The organism is Streptomyces sp. NPDC059909 (assembly GCF_042730885.1).
Taxonomy (GTDB): Bacteria; Actinomycetota; Actinomycetes; order Streptomycetales; family Streptomycetaceae; genus Streptomyces.
Window position 1 is genome coordinate 1 of the sequence record NZ_JBHWKX010000072.1, and the last position, 20,895, is coordinate 20,895.

At 71.0% G+C, this 20,895-nt stretch carries 16 protein-coding genes and 2 pseudogenes; 14 read left to right on the top strand and 4 right to left on the bottom strand.

All coding sequences use genetic code 11. The annotated features are described in order from the left end of the window. The first annotated feature begins 535 nt into the window (after positions 1–535). From ACFV9O_RS32640 to ACFV9O_RS32650, 3 genes are all read left to right on the top strand, one after another. Entirely contained in the window at positions 536–2,905 is a 2,370-nt protein-coding gene (locus tag ACFV9O_RS32640) for a molybdopterin cofactor-binding domain-containing protein (RefSeq protein ID WP_385424307.1), read from the top strand. Positions 2,906–2,914: 9 nt separating this feature from the next. Further along, a complete protein-coding gene (locus ACFV9O_RS32645; RefSeq protein ID WP_385424310.1) occupies positions 2,915–3,391 on the top strand; it encodes a (2Fe-2S)-binding protein in 477 nt (158 codons plus the stop codon). 248 nt (positions 3,392–3,639) lie between these two features. Further along, on the top strand, positions 3,640–4,740 hold the full coding sequence (locus ACFV9O_RS32650; protein ID WP_385424313.1) for a mechanosensitive ion channel family protein: 1,101 nt from the start codon (positions 3,640–3,642) through the stop codon (positions 4,738–4,740). Positions 4,741–4,868: 128 nt separating this feature from the next. Here the strand turns inward: ACFV9O_RS32650 and fusA are convergent. Beyond that, a pseudogene (fusA, locus tag ACFV9O_RS32655) lies at positions 4,869–6,984 on the bottom strand (elongation factor G). Between the two features lie 547 nt (positions 6,985–7,531). Here fusA and ACFV9O_RS32660 point away from each other — a divergent pair. From ACFV9O_RS32660 to ACFV9O_RS32695, 8 genes and pseudogenes are all read left to right on the top strand, one after another. After that, positions 7,532–8,029, top strand: a complete 498-nt coding sequence (locus ACFV9O_RS32660; RefSeq protein ID WP_385424316.1) for a peptidylprolyl isomerase — start codon at positions 7,532–7,534, stop codon at positions 8,027–8,029. 143 nt (positions 8,030–8,172) lie between these two features. After that, entirely contained in the window at positions 8,173–8,775 is a 603-nt protein-coding gene (locus ACFV9O_RS32665; protein ID WP_385424318.1) for a TetR/AcrR family transcriptional regulator, read from the top strand. Between the two features lie 138 nt (positions 8,776–8,913). Continuing rightward, a pseudogene (locus ACFV9O_RS32670) lies at positions 8,914–9,837 on the top strand (TauD/TfdA dioxygenase family protein). A gap of 102 nt (positions 9,838–9,939) precedes the next feature. Further along, positions 9,940–10,782, top strand: coding sequence for an MFS transporter (locus ACFV9O_RS32675; RefSeq protein WP_385424320.1), 843 nt, complete (start codon positions 9,940–9,942; stop codon positions 10,780–10,782). Further along, the gene (locus ACFV9O_RS32680) at positions 10,782–11,255 is read left to right on the top strand and encodes an MFS transporter (protein WP_385424323.1); all 474 of its coding nucleotides are present in this window, start codon (positions 10,782–10,784) and stop codon (positions 11,253–11,255) included. The genes ACFV9O_RS32675 and ACFV9O_RS32680 overlap by 1 nt, the downstream gene beginning before the upstream one ends. Positions 11,256–11,359: 104 nt before the next feature. Further along, a complete protein-coding gene (locus ACFV9O_RS32685; RefSeq protein ID WP_385424326.1) occupies positions 11,360–13,066 on the top strand; it encodes an aldehyde dehydrogenase family protein in 1,707 nt (568 codons plus the stop codon). A 27-nt stretch (positions 13,067–13,093) separates the two neighbouring features. Next, positions 13,094–13,480: an AMP-binding protein gene (locus tag ACFV9O_RS32690; protein WP_385424329.1), complete on the top strand. Its 387-nt coding sequence runs from the start codon at positions 13,094–13,096 to the stop codon at positions 13,478–13,480. Positions 13,481–13,654: 174 nt separating this feature from the next. Beyond that, entirely contained in the window at positions 13,655–14,545 is an 891-nt protein-coding gene (locus ACFV9O_RS32695; RefSeq protein ID WP_385424332.1) for a universal stress protein, read from the top strand. 118 nt (positions 14,546–14,663) lie between these two features. Here the strand turns inward: ACFV9O_RS32695 and ACFV9O_RS32700 are convergent, their stop codons facing one another. Further along, a complete protein-coding gene (locus ACFV9O_RS32700; protein ID WP_385424335.1) occupies positions 14,664–15,143 on the bottom strand; it encodes a VOC family protein in 480 nt (159 codons plus the stop codon). 227 nt (positions 15,144–15,370) lie between these two features. Here ACFV9O_RS32700 and ACFV9O_RS32705 point away from each other — a divergent pair, with 227 nt between their 5' ends. From ACFV9O_RS32705 to ACFV9O_RS32715, 3 genes are all read left to right on the top strand, one after another. After that, positions 15,371–16,447 (top strand): sugar ABC transporter substrate-binding protein, encoded by a 1,077-nt coding sequence (locus tag ACFV9O_RS32705; protein WP_385424338.1) that lies wholly within the window; start codon positions 15,371–15,373, stop codon positions 16,445–16,447. Positions 16,448–16,514: 67 nt separating this feature from the next. Beyond that, positions 16,515–17,309 (top strand): ATP-binding cassette domain-containing protein, encoded by a 795-nt coding sequence (locus ACFV9O_RS32710; RefSeq protein WP_385424340.1) that lies wholly within the window; start codon positions 16,515–16,517, stop codon positions 17,307–17,309. Beyond that, entirely contained in the window at positions 17,306–18,592 is a 1,287-nt protein-coding gene (locus ACFV9O_RS32715) for a sugar ABC transporter permease (protein ID WP_385424343.1), read from the top strand. The genes ACFV9O_RS32710 and ACFV9O_RS32715 overlap by 4 nt, the downstream gene beginning before the upstream one ends. 24 nt (positions 18,593–18,616) lie before the next feature. Here ACFV9O_RS32715 and ACFV9O_RS32720 read toward each other — a convergent pair whose 3' ends face one another. After that, positions 18,617–19,555, bottom strand: coding sequence for an aldo/keto reductase family oxidoreductase (locus ACFV9O_RS32720; protein WP_385424368.1), 939 nt, complete (start codon positions 19,553–19,555; stop codon positions 18,617–18,619). Between the two features lie 100 nt (positions 19,556–19,655). Continuing rightward, positions 19,656–20,861, bottom strand: coding sequence for an MFS transporter (locus ACFV9O_RS32725; protein ID WP_385424371.1), 1,206 nt, complete (start codon positions 20,859–20,861; stop codon positions 19,656–19,658). Between the last annotated feature and the right edge of the window lie 34 nt (positions 20,862–20,895).

Here is a 20,895-nt window from a genome sequence, read left to right on the forward strand (position 1 = left end):
CCCGCGCGGAGTCGGGCCACCCGCCCGAAACCCGACTCCGCGCACGCCCTGTCCCGTCTCTCGACTCCGGGCCTACCGGATGCGCAGCCAGACTGCCGCGTCCGCCGCGACGCGGCCGCGGTCGAGCGGCGCTCCGGCGAGCAGTACCGCCGTGTGCCGCGGCAGTTCAACCGGAACGCACGCGGCCGGTCGAACCCGTACGAGGTGTCGGCCCGGCCGTATCGGGTGCGTGGCGGGTGGTCTCGAATTCGTTCCGTACCTCGGTGTTGTCCCAGTTGAGGTCGGGCTGTTCTGGGGCTAACAGGTGCAGTCGAACTTCCATCGACCGACGAGGCACGATCAACAGCATCCAACACTTATCAACATGATGGGAAGAGGTGACCGTCCCGACGCGCTGTCCCGGACGCCCGCCCGAACGATTCGTGCGCAGCCCGTGCAGCAGTTGTCGAGACCCTGGTGTTCCTACCCGTCGGTATGGTCCACTCCGCTCCGGGCCGGAGGACGTTCGCCTCCATCGTCGTCGAGAGGACAGCTGATGGGAGTTCACAGCAGGTCACGGGACCCGGAGTCCGGTGCCGGTCCGAACGGTGCCGGTCCGGGCGGGATCGTTCCGGATGGGATCGGCCGACGGCAGTTCCTGGGGTACGTCCTGGCCGGCTCGACGCTGACGGTGGCCGCGCAACTCGGCGAGGCCGTCCTCGCCCCGGCCAAGGCCGCCGCGGTGGTCCCGTCGGTGCCCGGGCCGTCCGAGATCTACGACCTCAACGACATGCTGACCCATGCCGCCCTGCCCACCGCGAACCTGATCAGCATCCGGATCGACCCGGACGGCACGGCGTCCCTGGCGCTGCCCCGGGCCGAGGTCGGGCAGGGCATCACCACCTCCAGCGCGATGCTGATCGCCGAGGAGCTCGACCTGCCGCTCGACAAGGTTCGGGTCACGCTGGCGGACGCGCGGCCCGAGCTGCTGTTCAACCAGCTCACCGGTGGCTCCAACACCACCATTTCGACCTTCACCCCGATCCGGGTGGCGGCGGCCGTCGCCCGCGGCCGGCTGCTGGAGGCCGCAGCACTGGAACTGGGCGAGGCGATCGGCACCCTCACCGCGAAGGCCGGGGTCATCACCTCGGCGACCGGGCGCAGCCTCACCTACGGCGAACTCGCCGAGAAGGCCGCCGCCGTGGCCACCAGCCAGGTCTCCGTCACGCTCAAGGAGGCCTCCGAGTTCACGGTCATCGGGACCGGGCGGCGCCGGATCGACGCGCTGGACGCGGTGACCGGCAGCAAGACGTTCGCGATGGACGTGCAGGTGCCGGACGCGCTGCCGACGATGGTCTGCCGGCCTCCGACGATCAACGGCACAGTCCGCTCGGTGGAAAACCTGGACGAGGTACGGGCGATGCCCGGCATCACCGATGCGGTACCGGTCTCCAGCGGCGTGGCCGTCCGGGGACGCACCTTCGGCCAGTGCATCGACGCGGTCCGCGCCCTGAAGGTCGTCTGGGGGCCGGGGACGGCCGAGGGCGCCTCCGACGCCACCGTCCTCCAGGAGCTGCGACGCGCCGAACTACCCCTCGTCGTACCCCCGTTGCCGCTGCTCACCAAGGCCGTCGACGCGCGCTTCACCTTCCACTTCGCCAGCAACAGCGCCCTGGAGACCAACTGCGCCGTCGCCGACGTACGCGACGGCTCGGCCGAGATCTGGGCCAGCCTGAAGTCGCCGATCGTCGCCCAGGAACAGATCGCCCTCCAGCTCGGCCTGCCGCCCTCCGCCGTGAAGGTCCATGTCACCCAGGGCGGCGGCTCGTTCGGGCGGAAGCTCTTCCATGACGCGGCCGCCGAGGCCGCCGAGATCTCACGGGCCGTGCGCAAGCCGGTGAAGCTGATGTGGCACCGGACCGACGACTTCCGCCAGGGCCGTACGCACCCGATGGCCACGTCCCGCGTCCGGGCCACGTACACGCTGGGCGAGGTCCTCACGTACGAACAGCGGCACACCTCCGTCGCCACCGACTTCGGGCACGGGCTGGGTGAGATCATCACCTCGGAGGCGGCCCAGCTGCCCGTCGGCGATCTGACCTTCTCCGAGACGGTCTTCCAGCTCACCCAGCAGAGCCCGTACCACTTCGGTGCGACCACCCAGTTGCTGAGCGAGACCGACAAGGGCTTCAACACCGGTTCCATGCGCAACATCTACTCGCCCAACGTCCGCTGTGCGCAGGAGCTCGTCGTCGACGAGCTGGCGAAGCGGATGGGCAAGGACGCCTGCGCGTTCCGCCGTCAGCACCTCAAGGAGGAGCGGGCCCGGGCCGTGCTCGACAAGGTCGCCGAGGTGGGCAGGTGGGGACGCGCCATGCCCCCCGGCATGGCGCAGGGCATCGCGGTCCACCCCGAGTACCACGCCTTCGTGGCCGTGCTCGCGGAGATCGACTGCCGGCCGGGGACGACCGGACGGAAGGTCCCGAACGCTTACACGGGACCGCGCGTCACCAAGGTCGTCTGTGCGGTCGACGCCGGTCTCGCCGTCAACCCCCGCGGCCTGGAGGCGCAGATGATGGGCGGCATCATCGACGGCATCGCCATCACCCTGACGTCGGGTCTCCACCTGAGGGACGGGCACTTCCTCGAAAGCAGCTGGGACAACTACTTCTACACCCGGCAGTGGAACACCCCGCCGGAGCTCGAGATCGTGGTGATGCCGCCGACCACCGGCAAGCCGGGCGGCGCGGGGGAACTGGCCGTCGCCGGCGCGATGGCAGCCGTGGCCTGCGCCTACGGCCGGGCCACCGGCACCATGCCGACGACCTTCCCGATCAACCACGGGGAACCCCTGTCCTTCGAGCCGCTGCCCACCACCCCGCCGATCCCCGCCTCCCCCACCGACGGCCTCGACCGCGCCTTCTAGGAGTCACCTGTGCCACACCACACCTTCATCCTCAACGGCAAGCCGGTGACCGTGGACATCGAGGGCGACGTCCGGCTGCTGTGGGTGCTGCGGGACGTCCTGGGCGTCACCGGTCCGAAGTACGGCTGCGGGGTCGGCGTCTGCCGGGCGTGCACGAGCCACATCAACGGCAAGGCGTTCACCCCGTGCACTGTTCCGGTCGAGGACGTCGGACCGGGCGACCAGGTCACCACCATCGAGGGCCTGCCCGACACGGTCGGCAAGGAGCTGCACCCGATGCAGGAGGCCTGGCTGGAGTACGACGTCGCCCAGTGCGGCTACTGCCAGCCCGGTCAGATCATGGCCGCCGTCGCCAAGGTCCGGCAGGCGCGCGAGGCAGGGCGGGAGATCGGCGAGGCCGACCTCGACGAGATCCGCAACATCTGCCGCTGCGGCACCTACAACCGCATCCGGGAGGCCGTCGTCGCGGGGGCGAAGCAGTTCTAGACGGGAGCAGCCACCCGGTCATGGACCCTACGGGGACGGGGACATGGCTGACATGGGCCCACCTGCAGCGCTGTCCGAGGCGTGCGGCAGGATGACACGTCGCGTCGGGTCGACTCCGTACGTCCCCCGACGTGCCCGCACAACCGCACTCCCAGAATGCACAGGTAGCAAGTGACGACACATCACATCAGGCACACAGCGGCCACCGGCGCCGCCCGTACTCTTCCCCGTGCGACGGGAGGGGACCGGTGAACCGGGAGCTCACCGTGCACGACGTGGTCGTCGCCGGGATCGCGGTGGCGGCGGGGCTGGCCGCCGCCCTGGTGCTGCGCGTGATCCTGAAATGGCTCGGCGAACGGGCCGGCAGAACCCGGTGGAACGGTGACGACATCATCGTCGACGCCCTGCGGGCGCTGGTCCCCTGGGCCGCGATCGTCGGCGGCGCGGCGGTCGCGGCGTCGGTGCTGCCGCTCGACCCGGGGGTCGGACGCAACGTCACCATGACGCTCACCGCCGTGCTCATCATGGCGGCGACCTTCACGGCCGCGAGGATCGTCGCCGGTCTGGTGCAGGCCCTTGCGCAGTCCAAGTCCGGTGTCGCCGGGTCGGCCACCATATTCGTGAACATCACGCGGGTCGTGGTGTCGGCCATCGGCTTCCTCGTCGTGCTGGAGACGCTGGGCGTCTCCATCGCGCCCCTGCTCACCGCGCTGGGCGTGGGCGGTCTGGCGGTGGCCCTCGCCCTGCAGGACACGCTGGCCAACCTGTTCGCGGGTGTGCACATCCTCGCCTCCAGGACCGTGCAGCCCGGTCACTACATCAGGCTGAGCAGCGGCGAGGAGGGCTATGTCGTCGACATCAACTGGCGCAACACCGTGGTGCGCACGCTCTCCGAGAACCTGGTGATCATCCCGAACACCAAGCTGTCCGGCACCAACATGACCAACTACCACCGGCCGGAGCAGCACATGACGCTCAGCGTCCAGGCGGGAGTCGGTTACGACAGCGACCTGGACCACGTCGAGCGCGTCACCGCAGAGGTGGTCAAGAGCGTGATGGCGGACGTCGACGGTGCCGTACCCGACCATGAACCGGCCATCCGTTTCCACACGTTCGGCGACTCCAGGATCGGTTTCACGGTGATCCTGGGGGTCGGCGAGTTCAGCGACCAGTACCGGATCAAGCACGAGTTCATCAAGCGGCTGCACCGGCGCTACCGTGACGAGGGCATCAGCATTCCCGCTCCGACGCGGAACATTGCCGTGCAGCAGGGGGAGCTGCCGATTCCCCACCAGCGCTCCGCCTCGGCGCCGATGGCCGTGCCGACGCAGGGGATCCCCATGGAGTGAGGCCTGCCCGTGCAGGCTGTCGCGGATGGCCCCGCCCAGGTACGGGCGGGGCCATCCGCTGCCATCAGGCGCCCGTTCACGGGCCCGTCAGGGCTCAGAGGCCGTCAGGCCCCCTCATCGGGACCGGCTCACCGTGACAGCACCCCGTCGGCGACGGCTGCCGGTACGGGTGCGTACCCCGTGGCCCGGGTGGTGAACGTCCCCCGGCCCTGGGTCCGGCCGCGCAGCCGGGACGCGTAGCCGAACAGTTCGGCCAGCGGCACGCTCGCGGTGATCACCGCTGTGCCGGCCCGCACGGCCTGGCCCGTGACCCTGCCGCGCCGTGCTGCCAGGTCACCGAGCACTCCGCCGACGGCGTCGGCGGGCACGGTGGCCGTGACCTCGACCACCGGCTCCAGGAGCACCATCGCGGCGGCGCGCAGGGCCTCCCGCAGCGCGAACCGTCCCGCCGTCCGGAACGCCATCTCCGAGGAGTCCTTGGGATGGGTGGCCCCGTCCGTCAGTGTGACCCGCAGTCCGGTCACCGGGTGACCGCCGAGGGGGCCCTCGGCCAGGGCGTCCCGGCAACCGGCCTCGACCGCACGGATGTACTCCTGCGGCACCCGGCCTCCGGTGACGGCCGACCTGAACGCGAAGCCCTCCGCGCTGCGGCCTGCATCGTCCCCGACCGTGTCGGCCGCAGGTGCCAGGGCCTCGACGTCGAGCACGACATGCGCGAACTGACCGGCGCCTCCGTCCTGCTTGACGTGCCGGTACACCAGCCCGGACACCCCGCCGGTGACCGTTTCCCGGTAGGCCACCTGCGGCCGGCCGGCCGACGCCGATGTCGAGCTGCTGGGCACGGCGGATCTTCTCCACCGCGACCTCCAGATGCAGCTCACCCATCCCGGACAGCACCGTCTGGCCGGTCTCGGGGTCGGTCCTGACCACGAGTGAGGGGTCCTCCTCGACCAGCCGTGCGAGCGCCGACGCCAGCCGGTCCGTGTCGAGGCTCCTGCGGGCCTCGACCGCCACCGAGACGACCGGTTCGGCCACGGTCGGCGGTTCGAGGACCAAGGGCGCGTCGGGAGCACACAGGGTGGAGCCCGCACGGGCGGTCTTCAGCCCGACCAGCGCGACGATGTCCCCGGCCACCGCCCGGTCCACCTCCGTGTGCCGGTCGGCCTGTACGCGCAGGATCCTGCCGATCCGCTCGGTGCGGCGCACGCCCACGTCGAGCACGACGTCTCCCTTCTCGATCGTTCCGGAATACACGCGCAGATAGGTCAGGCGGCCGGTCGCGGTCGCGTTCACCTTGAACGCCAGCGCGGCGAGCGGCGCCGCGGGATCGGCGGCCCGTTCCTGCACCGTGCCGCCCATGGTGCCGCGCACCGCCGGCACGTCCGAAGGCGACGGGAGGTAGGCGGCAACGGCCTCCAGCAGCGGTTCGATCCCGCAGTTGCGGTAGGCCGATCCGCACAGCACCACGACGCCCTCACCGCTGCGGGTCAGCTCGCGCAGTGCCGTGGCCAGGGTCGGTGCGGAGAGCGTCCCCTCCGTACAGAACTCCTCCAGCGCGACCGCGTGGAGTTCCGCCACCGTCTCCTCGAGCAGCCGGCGGCGGCGCTGCGCCTCTTCCCGCAGGCCGTCGGGCACGGGTACCTCTTCGAACGTGTCACGCCCGGCGCCCCAGATCAGCGCGCGCATGCGCAGCAGATCCACCACGCCGGTGAACTCGTTCTCCCGCCCGATCGGCAACTGGACCACCAGCGGGACCGTGGACAGCCGCTCCCGGATCGACGCGACCGCCGTGTCGAGTTCGGCGCCGGCGCGGTCCAGCTTGTTGACGAAGGCGATCCGGGGCACGTGGTGCCGGTCGGCCTGTCGCCACACCGACTCGCTCTGCGGCTCGACGCCGGCGACGGCGTCGAACACCGCGATAGCGCCGTCGAGCACGCGCAGCGAGCGCTCCACCTCGTCGGAGAAGTCGACATGGCCCGGTGTGTCGATGAGATTGATCCGGTGACCGTCCCAGTCGCAGCTCACCGCCGCGGCGAAGATGGTGATACCGCGGTCGCGCTCCTGCGGGTCGAAGTCGGTGACGGTCGTCCCGTCATGGACCTCGCCCCGCTTGTGCGTGGCGCCGGTGAGGTACAGGATCCGCTCGGTGACGGTGGTCTTGCCGGCATCGACGTGGGCGAGGATGCCCACGTTGCGAACGCCGTTCAGCGGACTGACGGGATGGCGTTTCCGGTTGGTACGCACGGCCCAGGGCCTTTCGGGATGCTGGAGACAGGGGCAGCGCGATTCCCGGACGAAGGCGGCCTGGACACGGCCCGAAGTCGGCCTCGGCTCAGGCGGGGAGATCCCCCTGACGGGCGCGACGGCATCGGGGTGCACCGGCGGCGGCACCCGGTCGGCGGCTCACCGGTCGGACAGGGGCCAGGTGTTCGTCACGGAAGTCCAGTGGCGGCCGCGCAGCCGTCACCGGGCACACGAAGACATCAGGATCACGTCGTAACGTGACCGGGGAAGGACGACGGCAGTGCGGCAACGCACGGTCGGGCTCCCCTCATTCGTCGAAACACGCACGGTGGTGTGGTGGCGGCGTGCGAAGCGAGTGTATGCATGCGGTCGGGGCTCGGGCACCGGATTATTCGTCGGCACCACGGCGGGCCCCGACGGGCTCACGGCGGGCTCACGACACGCTCAGGACGGGTCGCCGGCCTGCTGCCATATCACACGGCCACCAGTGCCGCCTGTGGGCGGGTCTGATGTGAATTCCCATGGCCACAGGTGTCAGGATGAAGCCATGAGTAACGACGTCTACTTCGACATCACGATCAACGACGAGCCGGCCGGCCGGATCGTCTTCACGCTGTTCGACGACGTGGTCCCCAAGACCGCCAAGAACTTCCGCGAGCTCGCCACAGGCGAGCACGGCTACGGCTACGAGGGCTCGGGCTTCCACCGGGTGATCCCGGACTTCATGCTCCAGGGCGGTGACTTCACCCGCGGCGACGGCACCGGCGGCAAGAGCATCTACGGCGAGAAGTTCGCCGACGAGAACTTCCAGCTCAAGCACACCAAGCCGGGTCAGCTGTCCATGGCCAACGCGGGCCCGAACACCAACGGCTCGCAGTTCTTCATCACGACCATCGTCACGGACTGGCTGGACAACAAGCACGTCGTCTTCGGCGAGGTCGTCGAGGGCATGGACATCGTGAAGCAGATCGAGTCCCTGGGCTCGCGCAGCGGCGCCACCAAGGCGAAGATCACGATCGCCAAGTCGGGCGTCGTCGAGGGCTGACCCAGCCGTTCGACTCCGGGGCCGGGCGCGTCGCCTCCGCGACCGCCCGGCCCGGCTTTTGCCCGGCCACGGCGGGGGTGGGCCGTACAGGCACGGCCCACCCCCCGGCCGACGCGCTCCGGCCGGGCTCGTAGGCTCGGGGCATGGCGGGTACACAGGCGCGTGGGACGGAGCGGGGGCCGGGGCGGCCGCGCGAGGAGCGGGTCACCGGGGCGGTCCTGAACGCGGTCGTCGAGCTGGTCACCGAGCAGGGCATGCAGGCGGTCACGATGGACGCCGTCGCCGCACTGGCCGGGGTGAGCAAGCCCGCCATCTACCGGCGCTGGCCCACCAAGCAGGACCTGATCATCGCCGCCGCCGAGACCCGTATCGGCCCCCTGTCGGTGCCCGATCTGGGCGACTTCCGTGCCGAGCTCCGTGTCGTGCTCATGGCGCGCCTGGAGGCCTACCGCCTACCAGGGTCGGACCGTCTGATCGCGGGCATGATCGGGGCGGCGGCGGAGGCAGACGCCGTGCGGGGCCAGTACGCGCAGTACACCGAGCGGATCACCAGCGAGACCAGGAACATCCTCGAGCGCGGCATCGCCCGCGGTGATGTGCGCCCCGACACCGACGTCCGGGCCGCGGCCACCCTGGTGGCCGCTCCGCTGCTCTTCCGGCTGATCGGCGAGCAGGAGCTGCCCGACGCCCGGCTCGTGGACACCCTGGTGGACCTCGTCGCCCGCGCTGTCGGCTCGACTTCCTGAGCCACTCCCCTCACCCGGCGCCACGCCCCACTCACCCCCGCGGACCGGCTCGAACATCGGCCTCCGCAGACCCTTGCCGCGCCCTGCCCTAATAACGATACTTCCAGGAACGAAATCCGGTCGTCGTTCTGGAGAACCATGGACAGCGTCGTCACCACCTCTGCCTCCGTCCTCGACAAGCCCCTGATGCACTTCGGGAAGCGCACGCTGGAGCGCACCGCGCCGGGTCTGGCTCCGGCCGAGTACCGCCGGCTGAGCATCCGCCCGCTCACCCCGCACATCGGCGCCGAGATCGACGGCGTCGACCTCTCGCTCCCGATCGGCGAGGACCTCGCCGAGGAGCTCAGGCAGGCCCTGCTGGAGTGGAAGGTGATCTTCTTCCGCGACCAGGACGCCTTCGATGCGCAGTCCCAGCTCGCGCTCTCCGGCGTATGGGGCGAGCCGGAGCCGAACCCCTTCTTCCCGAAGACCGAGACCGTCGGTGTCTCCCGGCTCGCCAAGGACGCCAAGGCCATCGGCAACAAGAACATCTGGCACAGCGACCACTCCTTCATGGCCGCGCCCGCCCTCGGCTCGGTCCTGCGCGCCGTCGAGATCCCGCCCGCGGGCGGCGACACCATGTGGGCGGACATGGCCGCCGCGTACGACAACCTGTCCCCCGAGATGCGGGATCGCATCGACGGGCTCACCGCCGTGCACGACTGGGTGCACAGCTGGGGAGCGACGATGACGGACGAGCAGATCGCCGTGCACCGGCACAACCTGCCGCCCGTCGAGCACCCGGTGGTCGTCCGCCACCCGCGCACCGGCCGCAAGCTGCTCTACGTCAACGAGCCCTTCACCGTCCGGATCGTCGGGCTCTCGGACGCCGAGAGCCGGGACCTGCTCCACTAGCTCGTCCTCCAGGCCCGCATCCCCGAGTACCAGGTGCGCTTCCGCTGGCAGCCGGGCTCCGTCGCGATCTGGGACAACATCGCCACCCAGCACTACGCGATCAACGACTACTACCCGCAGCCCCGCGTCATGGAGCGCATCGCGATCGCGGGTGTTCCGCTGTCCTGAGCAGGGGCCGCACCGTTCGCCGGCGGATCCGGGCACGGGCCCGGCTCCGCGCCCCTCCCTTTCTCCCTCTCCCCTTCACCATTCGCCTCCCGCGGAGCCCTTGTGACCGACACCGACGTCGTACCAGCCGTGCCCGCCGATCCTGCGAAGACCGTGAGCGACCCACGACTCCGCGCCTGGGTCGTCACCGCTCTGCTCGTGGTCTTCATGATGATCAACTTCGCCGACAAGTCCGTGCTCGGCCTGGCGGCCGACCCGATCCGCAAGGACCTCGGCCTGTCCGCCTCCGCCTTCGGACTCGCCAGCAGCGCCTTCTTCCTGCTGTTCTCGATCTGCGGCGCCGCGGTGGGGCTGCTCGCCGACCGCATACGGCCCAAGTGGCTGCTGCTGACGATGGCCGTGCTGTGGTCCGTCGCCCAGGCCCCGCTGGCCCTGGGCGGAGGGCTCGCGGTGCTCATCGCCTCGCGTGTTCTCCTCGGCGCCGCCGAGGGGCCCGCCTTCCCCGTCGCCCAGCAGACCACCCTGTCCTGGTTCCCCAACCACCGGCGCAACCTGCCCGGGGCGCTGATCGTGCTCGGGGTCACCCTGGGAGTCCTGGTCGCCGCTCCCGTCCTGACCTGCGTGATCCACCATCACGGCTGGCGCTCGGCCGTCGCCGTGGTGGCGGTCGCCGGTGTGGTGTGGGCGCTGCTGTGGATCCCCCTCGGAGGAGAGGGACGGTACGGGGCCGACTCGGCCGCCCTCGCAGCCGAGGGCGCCGAAACCGCAACCGGCCCGGCAGCCGGCAGGATGCCGTACCGCCGGATCCTCACGACCCGGACCTGGATCGGTGCCACGATCGCCTACTTCGGCACCTATTGGGTGATCGCCTTCGCCCTGGTCTGGCTGCCCTCCTACCTTCAGACGGGCTGGGCTACTCCTCGGCCCAGTCCGCCCAGCTGCTGATGCTGGTCTGGGGTCTGAGCGGCGTCGTGGTGCTCGGACAGGCGGGCCTGACCGGATGGCTGCTGCGCCGCGGGACGGCGAGCCGGTGGGCCCGCGGCAGGGTCGGCGGAATCCTCCTGCTCATCGGCGCCGCGGCATGCCTGGCCCTTCCGTCGGCCCCGGCCGGTGCCGTGACCGTCGTGCTCCTGGTCGCCGGAGTCGCGCTCGCCGGAGCGATGGGCACCGTCGCCGTGACCACCGTCGCGGAGGTGGCCCCGGCCGATCGCCGCGGCGGCGCCCTGGGAATCATGAACGCCGTGGTGACCACCGCCGGTCTGATCGCCCCGACGCTGATCGGGCGCCTCGTGGACACCCATGGAGCGGGGGGCTACCAGTACGCGGTCGTGATCACCGGTGCCCTGCTCCTGCTGGGCGGCGTCGCCGCCGTCACGCTGATCGACCCGGACCGCGACGCGCGCCTGCTCTCGGCCTGACGACGCGACACCGTCGTGTCCCCCTGGTCGGGGTACGCCGCTCCTCGCACAGCGCACGGAGCACGGCCCCGCCCGCCTTCCCACCACCTTCCGCAAGGAGTGACGTGAATTCCAGCGCCCTCGACACGTCCGTCCTCGACCGGGCCGTCGCCGACCTGCGCACCGGCGCCGTGTCCTGGTCCGCCACCCCGCTCACCGAACGCATCGCCCTGCTGGAGCGGCTGCTGCCGCGCGTGGCCGCCGGAGCCGCCGACCTGGCCGCGGCCGGCGCCCGCGCGAAGGGGTACGCCCCCAACTCCCCGTGGGCCGCCGAGGACTGGGCCGGCGGGCCCTGGGCCCTGGCGCAGAACGCCTCTGCCCTCCTGCACGTACTGCGGCGCATCGCCACGGGCAAGCAACCGCTCGGTGCCGGGGCCGTGCACGAGCAGGGCGGCCGTACCCGGGTCGACGTCTTTCCCGCCACTGGCTGGGACACGCTGCTGCTCAACGGCTTCACGGCCCAGGTGTGGATGCGCCCCGGCACCACCGCCCACCAGGTCCGCGACCGCGCCGCGGGCGAATACCGGGGCCGGGCGGGAGGCCCCGCCGTGGCCCTGGTGCTCGGTGCCGGGAACGTCGCCGCCATCACCGCGCTCGACATCCTGCACAAGCTCTACGCCGAGGGCCAGGTCGACGTCGCCAAGATGAATCCGGTCAACGCCTATCTGCGCCCGCACTTCGAGCACGTCTTCGCCGAGTTCGTCGACCGCGGCTGGGTCCGCTTCGTCGACGGCGGCGCGGCCGAAGGCAGTCATCTCGCCCGCCACGAGGGCATCGACGCCATCCACGTGACCGGCAGCGACCGCACCCACGACGCCATCGTCTGGGGCACCGACGAGGACGCCGAGCAGCGCCGCCGCGACGACCGGCCCCTTGTCGGCAAGCCCTTCAGCAGTGAACTGGGCGGCGTCAGCCCCTGCATCGTGGTGCCGGGGCCGTGGAGCGACGCGGACTTCCGCTTCCAGGCCGAGCACATCGTCACCAGCAAGATGAACAACTCCGGCCACAACTGCATCGCCAGCCAGGTCCTGGTCGCGCCCCGCGACTGGGACGGCACCGAGCGGCTCCTGGACGAGATCCGGCGGGTGCTGCGCGCACTGCCGCCGCGCACCGACTACTACCCCGGCTCCGAGCAGCGCCTCGCCGCCGTTCTCGCGGCACACCCGCAGGCGGAGGTCCACGGCGACGGCTGCCGGCTCCTCGTCCCCGACATCACCGACCACGACGACGCACTCATCACCGACGAGGTCTTCGGCAGCGCCCTTGGTGTGGTACGGCTTTCCGGGACGACACCGGTCGAATTCCTGCTCCACGCCGTGGACTTCGCCAACGACACGCTCCCCGGCACCCTCGGCGCCACGCTGATCGTCCACCCCAGGACGGAGAGGACCGACCGGGCCGTGATGGACACGGCGACCACCCATCTGCGCTACGGCACCCTGGGCATCAACTGCTGGTCCGCGATCGGCTTCCTGCTCGGCTACACCCCCTGGGGCGCCCACCCCGGCCACACCCGCCAGGACATCGGCAGCGGCATCGGCTTCGTGCACAACGCGTTCATGCTCGAGGACATCGAGAAGACCGTGCTGCGCGCCCCCTTCACGCCCGCCCCGCGCGGGCTGGTCACGGGCGACCCGTCGCTGTCCCCGCGCCCGCCGTACTTCGTCACCAACCGCACCGCACTGACCACCGTGCAACGCGTCACCCGCTTCACGGCCGCGCCGAGCCTGCGGAAACTGCCCGCCCTCTTCGCCTCCGCCCTGCGCGGCTGATCCCGCCACCACACCTACGGAGTTCCCATGCTCAATCTCGCCGTCATGCTCGAGACCAGCGCCCGCGCCGTGCCCGGCCGCACCGCGGTCGTCCTGGGCGACCAGCAGCTGACCTACGCGGAACTGGACGCCGCCGCCCGCCGCGTGGCCAACCTGCTGCGCTCGCGCGGCATCGAGCCCGGCGACAAGGTCGCGCTGTCCTGCCCGAACCTCCCCTGGTTCCCGATCGTGTACTACGGCATCCTCAAGGCCGGCGCGGTGGTCGCCCGCCTCGTGGAGTTCTTCGACGTCCTGCCCACCAACGCCACCGGCAAGATCCTCAAGCGAGAACTCCGGGACGCGCCGGAAACCATGGATGCGTCGGATGGCGCGGGCGCGGCGGGCCCCCTCGCAACGAGTGCACGGCAGGTGTAGGGAGAGCGGGGCCGGGGAACCCGTAACCGGTCGCACGGCCGGGGCCCCGGCCGGTCGGCCCCGAGGTCGGGGCCGACCGGCCCTCCGCACGCAGCGCCGGCTCAGCGATGCTGACACGCACAGGGGCGGGCCTGCCCGGTCGCGCCCCTCGAACCGGACGGAGGCACATCCCCCATGGCCCGACCCATCACCACCGGAGTGGACGGATCACCGGAGAGCCTGGCCGCGCTGCACTGGGCGGCCCGCGAGGCCGCGCTCCGCGCACTTCCGCTCCGTATCGTGCACGCCTGGCTGTGGCAGCCGCTGGACGTACCGATCGTCCAGGACAGGGACGCGCAGGCCCGGTCGGCCGAGAGCCTGGTGCGCGAGGCCGCGACGGACGTGGCAGGGCAGTACCCGGACCTGCCGGTCACCACCGAGGTGGTGCAGGACACGGCGGTCGCCGCGCTGCTGGGCGAGGCCGAGCGGTCCGAGTTGCTGGTGCTCGGCTCGCGCGGGCACGGCGCGCTCCTCGGTTTTCTGCTCGGCTCGTACGGTCAGCAGGTGATCGCCTCCGCCACGTGCCCCGTCGTCTCCGTCCGGGCTCCCGCCGGGGACGCGCAGGCGCAGGAGGAGACGCAGCCGCAGGACGTCGGGGAGATCGTCGTGGGCCAGCACGGTTCGCCGGAGGACAGTGCCGCGGTGCTGGGCTTCGCCTTCGAGACCGCGGCCGCGCACGGCGCGGCCGTACGGGCGGTGCGGGCCTGGAGCCTGCCGGCCCTCTATGCCTACAGTCCGGGGTCGATGCGGCTCGCCGACGAGGCGGGAGGGCTGGAACCGTACGAGAAGAAGGCGCTGGAGCAGGCACTGGCGCCCTGGCGTGAGCGGTTCCCGGACGTGCCCGTGACCGAGCACGTCGAGATCGGCAGCGCGGGGCAGGTGCTGCTGTCGGTGACCTCCGGCGCACGGTTGCTCGTCGTCGGCCGCCGCTCGGGACGCTCCCCCGTCGGCACGCGCATCGGGTCCGTCGCCCACGCCGCACTGCACCATGCGCCGTGCCCCGTGGCGGTCGTCCCTCCGGCCTGATCACCGCCCTCTCCAGCGCGACGACGCGGGGGAAGGCGGCGGCCCAGCACGCTGTGCGGGGCCGACCGGCTCGCCGGGATCCGGGATCAGCGGGGGTGCCTGTGCCGGCAGCGTGCCCCTACGCCCCCTCGTACGCCTTCTTCAGTGCGGCGATGTCGAGCTTGACCATCGAGAACATCGCCTCGGTGGTCCGCTTCGCCTTCTCGGGGTCCGGGTCACTGATCATGTCGGTGAGGCCGGCGGGGATGACCTGCCAGGACACCCCGTACTTGTCCTTCAGCCAGCCGCACTGGACCTCCTGGCCGCCCTCGGTGAGCTTGTCCCAGTAGTAGTCGAGTTCGTCCTGGTCGTCGCAGTAGATCTGGAACGAGATCGCCTCGTTGAAGGTGAACTGCGGCCCGCCGTTGAGGGCGACGAACTTCTGGCCGCTGGCCTCGAACTCGACGGCCAGGACCGAACCCGCGGGGCCCGGCCCGGCCTCGTTGTAGCGGCCGATCCGGCCGATCCGGGAGTTCTTGAAGATCGAGACGTAGTGGTTCGCGGCCTCCTCGGCCTGTCCGTCGAACCACAGGCACGTGGTGAATCCGTCCGTGGCCATCGGTACCTCCTCGCATGTGGGTGTGTACCCCTGTCGACCGGTCCCGGGCGGAAAACTCATCGGTCGGCCGGGGCTCGGCACGGTCGTGCGCCCACCACCGTCGCCGCTGAACGTTTTCCCATACATTGGGGTTTATGTCGGTTCGACTCCAGACGGCACGCAACCGCCGGAGACGTGGCACGAGGATCCGTCGGATCACGGACTGTCCGGGTCGTGCGGTCGTCGCCGTGACAGCAGTCTCCGCACTCGCCGGTCTCACCGCCTGCGGGACGGGCGGCGAGGCGGGCGACGACGCAGGCGGGAAGGCCTCCGGCAAGGGGGGCTTCACGATCGGGCTGCTGCTCCCGGACACGCACACCGCTCGCTGGGCGACCGCCGACAAACCCCTGATCGAGAAGAGGATCAAGGAGCTGTGCCCGGACTGCAGGGTGATCCACGCCTACGCCTCGGCCGACGTGGCCACCCAGCAGCAGCAGATCGAATCCATGATCGCGAACGGTGCCGAGGTCCTCATCCTCGACCCCGTCGACGACAAGGCGCTCCGCTCCTCGATCGCGCGGGCCCGCGACGCGGACGTCCCGGTGGTCTCGTACGACCGCCTCGCCGAGGGGCCCATCGCCGCCTACTCCAGCTACGACTCGGAGGAGATCGGCAGGATCCAGGCCGAGGAACTCCTGAAGGCGCTGGGCCCCGGAGCGCAGGACAAACAGATCGTGATGATGAACGGTGACCCCACCGACCCGAACACGCGCGACCTGATGAAGGGCGCGCTGTCCGTCCTCGAGGGCAAGGTGAAGATCGCCAGGTCGTACTACACCGCCGGGTGGATACCGGAGAACGCGTACCGGAACATGTCCGCCGCCATCGCCGAGCTGGGTGCGGACAGGATCGATGGCGTCCTGTCGGCCAACGACGGACTCGCGGGTGGCGTCGTCACGGCGCTCAAGGCCGCCGGGGTCAGGCCGCTGCCGCCCATTACCGGTCAGGACGCCGACCTTTCGGCCGTGCGGCGGGTCGTCAAGGGCGAGCAGTACGTCACCGTGTACAAGTCCTTCGAGGCAGAGGCCGATGCCGCCGCCGAGATGGCCGTCGCCCTGGGCCGTGGCGAGGACCTCGACACCGTCGCCACGGACCGCGTCAGCAACGACACCAGCAAGGAGATACCGGCCGTCCTGGGCCCCCTCGTCCCCGTGACCGTCGACACGATCAAGGACACGGTCGTCAAGAGCGGCCTCTACACGATCAACCAGATCTGCACCCCGGCGGTCGAAGCGGCCTGCCGGAAAGCGGGACTCACCGGGTAGCCGTCCGGCGCCGCGCCCCGGCGCAGCGTGCGGCTCACCGGCCGTGACGACGGGACGGGCGAAGGAGATGGTTCACGTGTCGAGCACGCCCCTGCTGGCGATGCGCGGGATCTGCAAACGGTTCGGCGCCGTCTGGGCACTCACGGACGTCGAGCTGGAGGTCCACGCCGGGGAAGTCGTCGCCCTGGTGGGCGACAACGGAGCGGGCAAGTCCACCCTCGTCAAGGTGATCACCGGGGTCGGCCCCGCCGACGCGGGCGTCATCGAGTGGAACGGCCGTCCCGTCCGGATCTCACGCCCCCGTGATGCCCAGGCCCTGGGCATCGCCTGCGTCTACCAGGACCTCGCACTGTGCGAAACACTCGATGTCGTCGGCAACCTCTTCCTCGGCCGTGAGATCGGCAGCACCGGAATCCTCGACGAGGTCTCCATGGAGCGCCGGACCCGGGAACTGGAGCTGCTGGACACCCTCTCGATCCACATCCCCAGCGTCCGCGTCCCCGTCGCCTCGCTGTCCGCGGGCCAGCGCCAGACAGTCGCGATCGCACGCGCGCTGCTCTCCGAACCCAGATTGCTCATCCTCGACGAGCCCACCGCCGCGCTCGGCGTCCGCCAGACCGTCCACTTCCTCGACCTGATCGAGGGGCTGAGGGAGCGCGGGCTCGGCATCCTCCTCGTCAGCCACAACCTGGGTGACGTCAAGGCCGTCGCGGACCAGGTCGCGGTGCTGTATCTCGGTCAGAACAACGGCTTCTTCAGCGTGCCGACCACGTCCCAGGAGCAGATCGTCTCCTCCATCGCCGGCGCCACCCACAAGGCCGTCACCTCTCGCAAGGTCCCGTCGTGGGAGGGAACGATGTGAACAGGACAGGAACATCCGAGAACCTCGGTCCCCGGGCGGGCGACGACTCCGACCGCACCGCGCCCACGGCCGACGACCTGCGCCGGACGGCGGGCGAGGGCGGTTTCAGGAGCTACGCCGAAGGGTTCGCCCGCAAGCTGCGCAGCGGCGAACTCGGACCGCTTCCCGGCATCATCGGCCTCGTCGTCATCGGGGCCGTCTTCCAGAGCCTCGACCAGCAGTTCCTCTCACCGCGCAACATCTCCAACCTCAGCGTGGACATCGTCGGCACGGGCATGATCGCCCTCGGCATCGTCTTCGTGCTGCTGCTCGGCGAGATGGATCTGTCCGTCGGCTCGGTCAGCGGGCTCACGGCCGCGGTGTTCGCCGTGCTCAACGTGAACCACGGCCTGCCGGAGTGGCTCGCGATCGTGGCCGCCATGGTCGTGGGGGCGGTGATCGGAGCCGTCCAGGGGTTCTTCTCGGCCAGGGTGGGCGTACCGGCGTTCGTGGTCACCCTCGCGGGGCTCCTGGCCTGGAACGGCCTCATGCTCTACGTCCTCGGCGCGAGCGGCACGATCAATCTCCAGGAGCAGGGCCTGGTCCACGCGCTGACCAGCTACTACTTCCACGACCCTGCCGTCGCGTACGGCGTGGCTGCGTTCGGCGTGGCCGTGTTCTTCCTCGCGTCCTACCGGGACGCACGCCGACGCAGGGCCGCCGGCGTGCGGACCCGGCCGCGCAGCGTGATCGCCCTGCGCACGGGCGCGGTGGCGCTGGTCGCGTTCGCCGCCGCCTACGTCCTGAACCGGTTCGAGGGCCTGCCGCTCGCTCTGCTGATCTTCCTGGCCTTCGTCGTCGGCCTCGGCTTCGTCCTGCGCCGCACGTTCTACGGGCGGAAGATCTTCTCCATCGGCGGGGGCGCCGAAGCGGCGCGCCGCGCCGGCATCAACGTGGTGTGGCTGCGGATCTCGGCGTTCATGGTGTCCGGGACCCTGGCCGCGGTCGGCGGGCTCTTCCTGGCCTCACGCGTCGCCGCGGTGGGCCAGACCTCCGGCTCCACCATGCTGCTGATCAACGCCGTCGCCGCGGCCGTCATCGGCGGCGTGAGCCTGTTCGGCGGGCGCGGTACGACCTGGTCCGTGCTGCTCGGCGTGCTCGTCATCCAGTCGATCGCGTCGGGCATGGTGCTGCTGGGCATCCCCACGCCCATGCAGTCCGTGATCACCGCAGGTGTGCTGCTCGCCGCCGTGGTCCTCGACTCGCTGTCACGCCACTCGCAGAAGCTGCACGGCAGGGCGTGAGCGCGTGGGCAGCGGTGACGGCGCTCAGGGCAGTGGCGCACCGCGTGCCATCAGCCAGAGGTCGTACCACTCCTCGTGGGTGAGGTCCGGCTCCCGCTGGGCCGCGTCGCCGCAGGCGCGGATGCGATCGGGCTGGGCGCTGCCGATGACCGGGGCGATGCGGGCGGGGTGGCGTCGCAGCCACCACAGCAGGACCGACTCGGGGGTGGTGCCCTTCTTCTCGGCCAGCAAGGCGACCAGCTCGGCGGTGGCCCGCTCCTGCGGTGTCTCCTGGCGGCCGGTGAAACGGCCCTGGGCCAGTGCGCCCCACGCCTGGAGTTCGATGCCGTTCGCGCGACAGTACTCGAGGGTGCCCAGCGGGAAGCCGTTGGACGCGGCCGCGGGAGTGTTCACCAGGACGCCGGCTTCGAGCCAGTCGCGGCGCTGGAGGCTCATCTCCAGCTGGTTGGCCACCAGAGGCACGTCGAGTCGGGCCAGCAGCGGCGCTATCTGCTCGCCCGCCATGTTCGAGACGCCGAAGCGCCGCACCAGGCCCTGCCGGTGCAGGGAGGTCAGTGCCCCGGCGATGTCGTCGGGGTCGGCCAGCGGGTCCGGCCGGTGCAGGAGCAGGACGTCGATGACGTCGGTGCGCAGCCGGGTCAGGCTCTCCTCCACCCGGCGTTCGATGGTGCGCCCGCGCAGGTCGTAGAGGCCGGGGCGCTCGCCGTCGGGGAGGCGGATGCCGCACTTGGTCTGCAGGACGATGCGTTCGCGCAGCCCCGGCGTGCGGGCGAGGATCTCCCCGAAGACGGCCTCGGCCTTGCCGTGGCGGTAGATGTCGGCGTGGTCGAACGTCGTGACACCGATCTCCAGGGCCGCGGCGACCGCCGCCTCGGCCGCGGCGATGTCCGCCGCGCCGTAGGGGGCCGAGTCCCAGGTCCCGCCCAGTCCCATGCACCCGTACAGCAGGTGCCCGCCGCTCATGCCCATGTCGCTCGTCACGCCGTCACCCTACGGGGGCCCCGAGCGGTGCCCGCCCGCAGGTCGGCACCCGGGGCCGGGAGCCGCCGGGAACCGCGCAGCGTCAGCGTCCGTCCGGCGGGCGGAGGGCCGCGTACGTACCCGCGCAGGCGGCGACCACCATCACGCAGACGGTGAAGATCAACCCCGCTTGACGCAGCCCGAGCCACACGGCCATGGCGCCGACACCGACCACCGGAAGGGAGATTCCGGTGTAGGCGACGACGAAGAACGCCGAGATGGTGCCGCCCCGGTGCCGCTCCGGCGCGGCACCGCTGACCAGGCTGAGCGCGGCGCGGAAGGCCAGGCCCTGCCCCGCTCCGCCGAACAGGGCACCCAGGACGAGCAGAGGCAGCGACTCGGCGATGAGCGACGAGGCCACCAGCATGAGCCCCACGACCAGAACGCCGCAGCCGACGGGGAGCGCACAGCGCGCACCGACCTTCTGGGTCAGGGACTGCCCGAGCGTCGAAGCGAGGAAGACGGAGAAGACGAGGGCTCCGGAGACGGCCAGGTTGTGGACGTCCAGGGTGGTCGCGACGAAGCTCGGTGCCACTGCGGTGAACAGGCCCAGCAGGGCGAAGCCGGCGAACGCCGCCACCGACGCGGGAACGAACACGCCCTTCACCTCGGGCGGCACCGAAAGGCCCTGTGGCCTCAGCGGCGGCCATCGCTCCGTGTCCTCGACGGTCTCGGGCAGCAGCCAGGTGATCACGGATGCCACCGCCACGAGCGCCAGATGGACCCAGAACGTCAGCATCAGCGGCCAGGGCGCGAACTGCGCGAGCAGCCCGGACAGCAGCGGTCCGCAGCCCAGGCCGCCCATATTGGCGGCGGTGGCGGCAAATCCGGCACGCGCCCTCCTGCCGGGTCCTGCCAGTTCGATGACGGCCGCCGTCGCCGCGCCGCTCAGCAGTCCGGCGGCGAAGCCCGACAGCAGCCGTCCCGCGAAGAGCAGCGGCAGGCCGCTCTCCAGGAGGAAGCAGCAGGCGCTTCCGGCGGAGAAGGCCATCGCCGCCAGCAGGACGGGTCTGCGGCCCACCGCGTCGGAGTAGTTCCCCGCCACCAGCAGGGCGGTGATGACCGCGACCGCGTACACGGCGAAGACGACCGTCACCATCAGCTCCGAGAAGCCGATCTTCTCCTGGTAGAGCCCGTAGAGCGGGGTGGGCAGAGTCGTCCCGGCCATGCCGATGGCGAACACCACGGCCGCCGCGAGGTAGCCGGGCCGCCCTCCGCCGCCTGTCGTTTCCCGGCCTTCCCCGCGCATGCGGGCCTCACGAGCGATCACGCCCTCACGATAT